Source organism: Acinetobacter sp. YH12255, assembly GCF_013417355.1.
GTDB classification, from domain to species: Bacteria; Pseudomonadota; Gammaproteobacteria; order Pseudomonadales; family Moraxellaceae; genus Acinetobacter; species Acinetobacter pseudolwoffii.
In genome coordinates, this window is the sequence record NZ_VPEC01000080.1 from 1 (window position 1) to 5911 (window position 5911).

Consider the following 5911-nt stretch of genomic DNA (forward strand, 5'->3'; position numbering starts at 1 on the left):
AAATAATCACAAGCATGATGAGCGCAAAGCACTTTAAATGTGACTTGTTCCATTTTAGAGATTTGTTTAAGATAAGATATAACTCATTGAGATGTGTCATAGTATTCGTCGTTAGAAAACAATTATTATGACATTATTTCAATGAGTTATCTATTTTTGTCGTGTACAGAGAGTTTAGAGGAGATATCGCGATGCATACGCGGAAGGCAATAACGGAGGCAATTCGAAAACTCGGAGTCCAAACCGGTGACCTGTTGATGGTGCATGCCTCACTTAAAGCGATTGGTCCGGTCGAAGGAGGAGCGGAGACGGTCGTTGCCGCGTTACGCTCCGCGGTTGGGCCGACTGGCACTGTGATGGGATACGCGTCGTGGGACCGATCACCCTACGAGGAGACTCTGAATGGCGCTCGGTTGGATGACAAAGCCCGCCGTACCTGGCCGCCGTTCGATCCCGCAACGGCCGGGACTTACCGTGGGTTCGGCCTGCTGAATCAATTTCTGGTTCAAGCCCCCGGCGCGCGGCGCAGCGCGCACCCCGATGCATCGATGGTCGCGGTTGGTCCGCTAGCTGAAACGCTGACGGAGCCTCACGAACTCGGTCACGCCTTGGGGGAAGGGTCGCCCGTCGAGCGGTTCGTCCGCCTTGGCGGGAAGGCCCTGCTGTTGGGTGCGCCGCTAAACTCCGTTACCGCATTGCACTACGCCGAGGCGGTTGCGGATATCCCCAACAAACGATGGGTGACGTATGAGATGCCGATGCTTGGAAGAAACGGTGAAGTCGCCTGGAAAACGGCATCAGAATACGATTCAAACGGCATTCTCGATTGCTTTGCTATCGAAGGAAAGCCGGATGCGGTCGAAACTATAGCAAATGCTTACGTGAAGCTCGGTCGCCATCGAGAAGGTGTCGTGGGCTTTGCTCAGTGCTACCTGTTCGACGCGCAGGACATCGTGACGTTCGGCGTCACCTATCTTGAGAAGCACTTCGGAGCCACTCCGATCGTGCCAGCACACGAAGCCGCCCAGCGCTCTTGCGAGCCTTCCGGTTAGAGGCCGTCGACAATGATAATCTGGATCAACGGACCTTTCGGCGCCGGAAAGACGACTCTCGCTGAGCGGCTGCGCGATCGGCGTCCGAAATCGCTGATCTTTGACCCTGAGGAAATCGGGTTCGTGGTGAAAGAAACGGTCCCCATACCAGCGAGCGGAGACTATCAGGATCTCCCCTTGTGGAGGGGACTTACGATCGCTGCGGTCAGCGAGATTCGCAGGAATTACTCGCAGGACATCATCATCCCAATGACGCTCGTGCACCCGGACTATCTGACTGAGATACTCGACGGGTTAAGGCAGATCGACGATCAGCTGCTGCACATCTTTCTGATGCTTAACGAGGACCTATTGCGTCACCGGATCTCGAACCAGACCATGCATCCTGACCCGAATCGGAATGCGGAGATTCGAGAGTGGCGATTAGCGAATGTCGCCCGATGCTTGGCCGCAAGGGAACGGCTTCCGTCCACAACCCGTGTTCTCGATAGTGGTGCACACACCAGCGATGAACTTGCAGCGATGGTGCTCGACAGACTCGATCAGCGCACCTGATCGCCTTCGACGCCTGCGCAAAGGGTAGCGCGAGGGTGGTGGTCTCAGTCTGCTTTGCGATTATTCTCCTAAGCCGTACCGCCTGACGGTCGGTTTACGTGACGCGAATGGGCGACTTCCGTTTCGGAAAAGCACCACCGCGGCATAGAGACGCCAGCTGCCGAAGCCTCCGCCTTGAAGGGACACGAACCGTCGACCCGCAAGTTGGTCTACTAAGTGATTGAAATCCAAACGCTCAGGCAAGCGGGGTGTCGGCTGTAGCGTAACGTTAAATTATAGAACCTAAAGCTCCAAATGCTAAATGGTATCAAGGGGCCAAATAGCGGCGGCTACAGTCGCCGCCTTTAACGGATAACAACCCGCAACGACTTTCGAGCCTGATTGGCTTCGCACGGCCTAGACACCAGGGTTGCACATATTTCCAGCATACAATTACACTATAGCTGGATCAAGCCCAAGGTGCACGCCGTACTACGACGCACTTGATCTAAAGTTGGCCCTTATCTCATTGAGACGGATAAAGAAACTCCTCGCAAAGCTCGATTTGTGGCTTCAGCATCGCGGTTCGGCGGTGGACCGCCGTGGTCATCGGCTTCATCGGAGTGCTTCTCGTGGTCAAGCCGGGCTATCTGCCGTTCCAATTGGGTCATTTGGCTGCCATCGGCACCGGGCTGGCCACGGACGCGGCAATCATCATCCTCAGGCGCGTCGGCGGAAAGGTGAAGACCACCAGCATGCTGGGCATCAGTGCCCGGCGCTTGCAGCGCGGCTGAGGCACGACATATGAAGGCGTAGCTGGAAACCCCCGTCAGGCCAAAATTGGCGACAGGGTCTAGATCCCTTATTCTAAAGCGCGGACCGACCCATAGTCGCTATTGGAGTGTCTCAAGCCGCAGGTCGTAGAAACGGCCGAGGCTCCTCAAATGATCGACGATAGAGGTGGCTCGGGAAATCTGCACAGCGGTGATAAGTGGAATTTCTGCCTGACTTCGGCTTAGATGCCGGGAACAGGAGATACCATGACAAGACGACCGCGCCGGAACCACAGCCCGGCTTTCAAGGCAAAAGTGGCGCTCGCCGCGATCCGAGGTGAGCAGACGCTGGTGGAATTGTCCCAGCAGTTCGACGTGCATGCCAACCAGATCAAACAGTGGAAAGACCAGCTCCTTGATGGGGCGACAGGCGTTTTCGGCGATGAAGCGAAGGCGGAACCGGCAGGTCCAACCGTCGATGTCAAAACGCTGCACGCCAAAATAGGCGAACTGACATTGGAGAATGATTTTTTAGCCGGAGCGCTCGGCAAAGCGGGATTGCTGGGCGGAAAGAAATGATCGACCGAACACACAAACTGTCGGTCGCACGTCAGGCCAGGCTTCTCGGCTTCAGCCGTGGCAGTGTCTACTATTCTCCACGTCAAGTGTCCGACGGCGATCTGGACCTGATGCGGCGGATCGACGAACTGCACCTCGACTATCCGTTCGCCGGAAGTCGGATGTTGCAAGGGCTTTTGAGGGGTGAAGGGACCGAGGTCGGGCGGTTGCACGTCGCCACGCTGATGAAGAAGATGGGCATCGAGGCAATCTACCGTCGCCCGAACACCTCCAAACCAGCGCCAGGTCACAAAATCTATCCTTATCTCCTGCGCAAGCTGGCGGTCACCCGGCCCAACCAGGTCTGGGCAATGGACATAACGTATGTGCCGATGGCGCGGGGATTCGTCTATCTCTGCGCCGTCGTGGACTGGTTTAGCCGGCGGGTTCTGTCCTGGCGGCTGTCGATCACGATGGAGGCGGACTTCTGCATCGAAGCGGTCGAGGACGCGCTGGCCCGCTATGGAAAGCCTGAAATATTCAACACCGATCAGGGTTCGCAGTTCACCTCCATCGACTTCACAGCCGTGCTGAAGAAGGCGGAGATCGCCATCTCGATGGATGGCAAGGGCGCGTGGCGCGACAACGTCTTCGTCGAGCGGCTCTGGCGGTCGATCAAATACGAAGAGGTCTATCTCCACGCCTACAAGACCGTATCCGAGGCTCGCGCTGGCATCGGCCGCTATCTCGCCTTCTACAATAGCCGACGTCCACATTCATCCCTTGACCGGCAGACGCCGGATCAGGCCTACTTCAACGCGCTGGCACCAATGATGGTGGCGGCATAATCAAGGCGGAAATCCACTTAGCAAAACGCCCAAAACTGTTCAGACAAACCGAGCCACCTCTGATGTCAGCAACAGATGGTCACGCTTTCCTTATCGCTGGCAGATTTTATCGACCACCTCACCAACACGGTCGAAGTCTTCTGCCAGCAGATCGCTCTCTGCAAAACATAGCAATCTTGTCCTACTGCGGTGATTGGGCAGCCGGTGGCGAAGATCTCATCAACGAAATCCGGGATCTGATCTTTACGCATTTCATCCTCCTGATGGCAGGGCGCCGATCGCATGATCTGAATAAGGTATGATCGTCATGGCTGACTGACCGCGCGACGCTTTCAGCGGCGTTGAGGCATAACCGGAGAGCCGCCGTTCATACGTGATGCGGCCTGCACATAGGAAACATGTCCTCACCGTAGAAGTGCAGCCGGATATGATGGCGCCGGCACAGCCAGCGGACGTTCAAAGGCTCGTCATACCTGTCATGATGCGCGTCCACGTGCGCGCAATCACCGTCAATCGACTGATGTTATCCAACATCTGTCCGAGACCCTGCCAGGCATTCCTCAGCGCGCGTGACCAAGAACAACTTTTGAGGTAGGTTGGTGCTGAGTACGGCCGCAGCCTGATAGGCTGCCGCAGCTTGGTCTTGGAAACCAAGACGCGAAAGGAAATCCGCCCGCGTCGCGTGAAAAAGCGGGTAGGTCTCCACGTCCCACTCGTCCTCAATCGCCTTAAGGACCGCCATCCCTGCAGCGGGGTTCATGGCCCACGACACAGCGACTGCTCGATTGAGGGCAACTACGTATGTAGGGCTCAACAGGAAGAGCGCGTCATATCTCGCCAGTATCTCTCGCCAATTGGTGTCTCGAAAGCTCGCAGCCCGCGCGTGACAAGCAGAAATCAACGCTTGCAGAAGATACCATCCAGTGGGAGACGACATGCGGCATGCTCGCTCAACTATCTCCAGACCTCGACGTATGAGCAATCGATCCCACAAGCCACGATCCTGACGATCGAGCGGCACTGGCAAGCCTTGACGATCTTGTCGGGCAAGCAGCCGAGAGCACTGGAGTTCCATGAGGGCTAAAAGACCAAGTACCTCAGGCTCCTCTGGCTTGATATGCGCTAGGGTCAGGACTCATTGCTCATAGCCAGAAGATAACGGTCGCAGCGAGAGCGATGGCGGAGAGAAAGGCCATTGGGCACCGGTCGTAACGCGTAGCGACACGCCGCCAGTCTTTGAGACGCCCGAACATGATCTCGATCCGGTTGCGCCGTTTGTAGCGGCGTTTGTCGTATTTGATGGTCTTCTTGCGGGATTTTCGACCTGGAATGCAGGGAGTGATCCCCTTCGCCTGTAAAGCGTCACGATACCAGTCGGCATCATAGCCACGGTCGGCCAGCAACCATTTGGCCTTGGGAAGTTCATCAAGCAAGGCGGCAGCACCGGTGTAATCGCTGACCTGGCCTGCCGTTATGAAGAAGCTGATCGGGCGACCACTCGCATCCGTTACGGCATGAAGCTTGGTGTTCATGCCGCCTTTCGTGCGTCCAATCAGGCGGCCCGCGCCCCCTTTTTTACCCGCAAGCTGGAAGCCGTGCGGTGGGCCTTGAGATAGGTCGCATCGATCATGATGGTCTTGTGCTCTGCGGCTTCAGGCACGGCCAGACCTTCCATCATCTGGATAAATACGCCCTTGTCGCCCCAGCGTTTCCAGCGGTTATAAAGCGTCTTCGCCGGGCCATATTCCTTCGGCGCATCACGCCAACGCAGCCCGTTGCGGTTGACGAAGATGATGCCGCTCAGAACGCGTCGATCATCAACGCGCTGGCGGCCATGGCTCTTGGGGAAATAGGGCTGAAGACGAGCCATTTGCTCGTCCGTCAGCCAAAACAAATTACTCATCAGTCGGGCTCCTATACGCCCATCTGAATCACAGCCGTCAGTTCAAATCAATGGGTCCTGACCCTAGATACTGAAATCTGAAGTGAGTCATCGATTAACTTTTGTGGTTGAAGCGACCCAGTTTCTTCAACACACCTTCTAAAAAATCAATTTCTAATGCCTGCTCACCGATTTTTGCATGTAGTTTTTTTAGATCGATGGGTGGTTCTGTTGGAGCTTTTGATTGATCGAAAGCTTGCGAGG

7 protein-coding genes and 1 pseudogene are annotated in these 5911 nt (G+C 55.9%); 4 read left to right on the top strand and 4 right to left on the bottom strand.

Annotated features, from left to right (window positions below; translation table 11 throughout):
* Positions 1-191: 191 nt before the first annotated feature.
* The 4 genes from aac(3)-IIe to FTV30_RS15360 all read left to right on the top strand — a co-directional run bounded on the left by aac(3)-IIe (position 192) and on the right by FTV30_RS15360 (position 3765).
* Positions 192-1052, top strand: coding sequence for an aminoglycoside N-acetyltransferase AAC(3)-IIe (aac(3)-IIe, locus tag FTV30_RS15345; RefSeq protein WP_000557452.1), 861 nt, complete (start codon positions 192-194; stop codon positions 1050-1052).
* A 12-nt stretch (positions 1053-1064) separates the two neighbouring features.
* Positions 1065-1607 (top strand): AAA family ATPase, encoded by a 543-nt coding sequence (locus tag FTV30_RS15350; protein WP_002063889.1) that lies wholly within the window; start codon positions 1065-1067, stop codon positions 1605-1607.
* A 581-nt stretch (positions 1608-2188) separates the two neighbouring features.
* Positions 2189-2380, top strand: a complete 192-nt coding sequence (locus FTV30_RS15355; protein ID WP_040234282.1) for a hypothetical protein — start codon at positions 2189-2191, stop codon at positions 2378-2380.
* A 246-nt stretch (positions 2381-2626) separates the two neighbouring features.
* Positions 2627-3765 (top strand): IS3-like element ISKpn11 family transposase gene (locus FTV30_RS15360; protein ID WP_162832797.1). Its coding sequence is split into 2 segments (ribosomal slippage): positions 2627-2894 and positions 2894-3765, totalling 1140 coding nucleotides; the frame shifts between segments, so codons are not numbered across the junction.
* A 65-nt stretch (positions 3766-3830) separates the two neighbouring features.
* Here the strand turns inward: FTV30_RS15360 and FTV30_RS15365 are convergent.
* The 4 genes and pseudogenes from FTV30_RS15365 to FTV30_RS15375 all read right to left on the bottom strand — a co-directional run.
* The gene (locus tag FTV30_RS15365) at positions 3831-4016 is read right to left on the bottom strand and encodes a hypothetical protein (RefSeq protein ID WP_004197549.1); all 186 of its coding nucleotides are present in this window, start codon (positions 4014-4016) and stop codon (positions 3831-3833) included.
* Between the two features lie 272 nt (positions 4017-4288).
* Positions 4289-4897 carry a DUF6596 domain-containing protein gene (locus FTV30_RS16465; protein ID WP_306415568.1) on the bottom strand — a complete coding sequence of 203 codons (609 nt, stop codon included), beginning with the start codon at positions 4895-4897 and terminating at the stop codon, positions 4289-4291.
* Between the two features lie 10 nt (positions 4898-4907).
* Positions 4908-5668, bottom strand: a protein-coding gene (locus FTV30_RS15370; protein ID WP_085947932.1) for an IS5-like element ISKpn12 family transposase whose coding sequence is annotated in 2 segments (ribosomal slippage) — positions 4908-5344 and positions 5344-5668 — 762 coding nt in all. Because the reading frame shifts where the segments join, the coding sequence is not laid out codon by codon here.
* Between the two features lie 62 nt (positions 5669-5730).
* Positions 5731-5911: pseudogene (locus tag FTV30_RS15375) on the bottom strand (IS3 family transposase); the annotation flags it as partial.

What these genes read in the sequence shown, in the direction of transcription:
- FTV30_RS15350 (WP_002063889.1), top strand. Translation starts at nt 1,065, where the DNA reads ATGATAATCTGGATCAACGGACCTTTCGGCGCCGGAAAGACGACTCTC.
- FTV30_RS15365 (WP_004197549.1), bottom strand. Translation starts at nt 4,016, where the DNA reads ATGCGTAAAGATCAGATCCCGGATTTCGTTGATGAGATCTTCGCCACC.